Source organism: Methylobacterium sp. WL103, from assembly GCF_008039885.1.
In the GTDB taxonomy this organism is placed as follows: domain Bacteria; phylum Pseudomonadota; class Alphaproteobacteria; order Rhizobiales; family Beijerinckiaceae; genus Methylobacterium; species Methylobacterium cerastii.
This window is the reverse complement of sequence record NZ_VRUX01000598.1, coordinates 1-2,518: the sequence shown is the minus strand read 5'-3', so window position 1 is coordinate 2,518 and position 2,518 is coordinate 1. Positions and strand designations below refer to the sequence as shown.

Annotated in this window: 4 protein-coding genes; 3 read left to right on the top strand and 1 reads right to left on the bottom strand. The window is 71.5% G+C overall.

The features are described from left to right. The first annotated feature begins 427 nt into the window (after positions 1–427). From FV222_RS22935 to FV222_RS22925, 3 genes are read left to right on the top strand one after another with little or no spacing between them, the layout of a single operon-like run. Entirely contained in the window at positions 428–1,501 is a 1,074-nt protein-coding gene (locus FV222_RS22935; RefSeq protein WP_147754415.1) for an adenylate/guanylate cyclase domain-containing protein, read from the top strand. Then, positions 1,498–1,719: a hypothetical protein gene (locus FV222_RS22930; protein ID WP_147754414.1), complete on the top strand. Its 222-nt coding sequence runs from the start codon at positions 1,498–1,500 to the stop codon at positions 1,717–1,719. Before FV222_RS22935 ends, FV222_RS22930 begins: the two co-directional genes overlap by 4 nt. Then, positions 1,716–2,180: a YaiI/YqxD family protein gene (locus tag FV222_RS22925; RefSeq protein WP_147761443.1), complete on the top strand. Its 465-nt coding sequence runs from the start codon at positions 1,716–1,718 to the stop codon at positions 2,178–2,180. The genes FV222_RS22930 and FV222_RS22925 overlap by 4 nt, the downstream gene beginning before the upstream one ends. A 185-nt stretch (positions 2,181–2,365) precedes the next feature. Here the strand turns inward: FV222_RS22925 and FV222_RS22920 are convergent. Beyond that, positions 2,366–2,518: BrnA antitoxin family protein (locus tag FV222_RS22920; RefSeq protein WP_187277435.1), on the bottom strand; the 153-nt coding region annotated here is incomplete at its 5' end.

The window sequence follows — 2,518 nt, the reverse complement described above, 5'->3', positions numbered from 1 at the left end:
CGCGCAGGGCGGCGACGGCCGCCTCGCGGGCGGCGGCGTCGATCCGCCAGGTGCCCTGGCCGACCACCGAAACGTTGAGGCCCGTCGCGCCGAAAGGTCTGGCGTGCATCACGTGGATCCTGTCTCCAAAAGGCGCACCGTGCGCCCGGGAAGAGGCGCGCCGTGCGCCCCGAAGGTCCGGTCTCGTGGGCGCGGCCGCTCCATCGCCGGAACGGATGGCGCCTGCGCCTTAATCGCGCCATCATGGGACGTTGAGCAATGGCCCGGCACCAAGTCCGGACCTAGACTTTGGTCGATGCCCCGTTCCTGTGGCGGGGCGCCGTCCAGCCCGCTTCGTTCCGCACCGGGTCGAGAACGCTTCAGGATCGGTTTCGTGCACGCTGCCTGTCCGCCTCACGCCTCGTTCCTCGCCCAGGCGGACCACTGAATGCTCCCGCAGCATCGCTGGTTCTGGGCTCTCATCGTCGTCGCATCCGGCGGGGCGGGCCTCCTCTACAACCTGCTGTTCGTCGGCGGCACCTCGCTCGCGGCCGGCACGATCTACGGCCTCGCCGTCGGCGTGACGGTGCTGGCCTTCGACCGGGGCCTGATCCTCTCCGGCCTGCAGACGCGCCTGCGCCGCCTGCCGGCGATGCTGTACGTGCCCTCTGCCGAACTGCTCTACGTGCTGATGATCGCGCTCGGCTGCGCGCTCGGCGGCTCGGTGGTCTGGGCGCTCGGCCTCACCGACGACACGCTGTCCTCCGCGGTGCGGATCACCCCGCGGGTGCTGGCCTATTCGCTCGCGGTCTCGGCGCTCCTCGTCTTCGTCGTGCGGATGCGCGACCTCATCGGCGGCGAGGTGTTCGTGAACTTCCTCGTCGGGCGCTATCACAAGCCGGTGCGCGAGGAGCGGATCTTCCTGTTCCTCGACGTGGTCGGCTCCACCGCCTTCGCCGAGACGCACGGCGACCTGCGGGCGCAGGAATATCTCGGCGCGATCTTCGCCACGCTGGCCGAGCCGGTGCGGCGCAATGCCGGCTCCACCGACGACTACATCGGCGACCTCGCCATGATCACCTGGCCGATGGCCCGCGGCCTCAAGGACGCGCGCTGCGTCGCCTGCGTCTTCGACGTGCTCGACCGGATCGAGGCGGACGCCGCCGCCTGGACCACGCGGTTCGGCACCGTGCCGCGCCTGCGCGCGGCCCTGCACGGCGGCTCGGTGGTGACGGCGGAAGTCGGCGTCGATCGGCACAAGATCGCCTATTTCGGCGACGCGGTGAACGTCACCTCGCGGATCGAGGCCCTGTGCCGGCCGCTGGGCGTGAACATGCTGATCTCGCAGGACCTGCTCGACCGCCTCGACGCCTTGCCGGCGGGCATCGCGGCGCGGTCGCTCGGGGCGCACGCCCTGCGCGGGCGCGGCCAGCCGCTCTCCGTCGCGACCCTGGAGCGGGCCGCCCCCGAGATGCCGCAGCCTATCGAGACGGAGCGCCCGGCGCTTCGGATCGCGCGATGAGCGCACCCTGGCTCACCGGCCTGCGGATGGCGCTGCGCTTCGGCCTGCCGCTTCTGGGCATCCTCGTCGTCGGCCGCGCCATCGTCCTGTCGATCGGCGGCGAGATTTCGAGGGCGCAGTTCGCGCTCGGCGTGCTGCTGATGGCGGCCGGGTTCTCCGCCCGCCTCGTGCCGAAGCCGCGGACGCCGAAAGCGGCTGCGGGGAAACGTTCGTCGTGACCGGCCCGATCGCGATCTACGTCGACGCCGACGCCTGCCCGGTGAAGGACGAGACCTACCGCGTCGCCGCCCGCTACGGGCTGCACGTCTACGTCGTGGCCAACAGCTTCCTGAACGTGCCGCGCGAACCCTGGATCGAGCGCGTCGTCGTCGGCGACGCGATGGATGCGGCCGACGACTGGATCGCCGAGCGGGCTGGGCCGGGCAGCGTCGTCGTCACGGCCGACGTGCCGCTGGCCAGCCGCTGCGTGAAGGCGGGCGCGACGGTGATCGGCCCGAACGGCAAGCCGTTCTCGGAATCGGCGATCGGCATGGCGCTCGCCACGCGCAACCTGATGCAGGACCTGCGCGAGGCCGGCACGATCACCGGCGGGCCGCGCCCGTTCTCGGCGCGCGACCGCTCGGCGTTCCTCGGCGCCCTCGACCGAGCGGTGAACCGCATCCGGCGCGGCACCGCCTGATCCGGGACCCAGCACCATAAAGGGGCCGCGTCGGCGGCTCGACATGTACGGCGCAAGGGTTTCGACGCTTCGCGACGTCCCGAGCTGGGTCCCGGATCGCATTCCGCTGACGCCTCACCCGTCCGGGAAAACGGGCGCCGTACTCACCGAGCCGATCAACCGAAAATCCGATGATCCGGCGTGTTTCAGGCCGAGGCGATCGCCTTGAGGGCGTCGTTGATGCGGTCCTGCCAGCCCGGGCCGTCCTTCTGGAAGTGCGCCAGCACGGCGCTGTCGATGCGCAACGTCACCGACTCGCGCGCACCCGGGGCGGCCTGTGGCTGGCGCGGTGCCGGCGC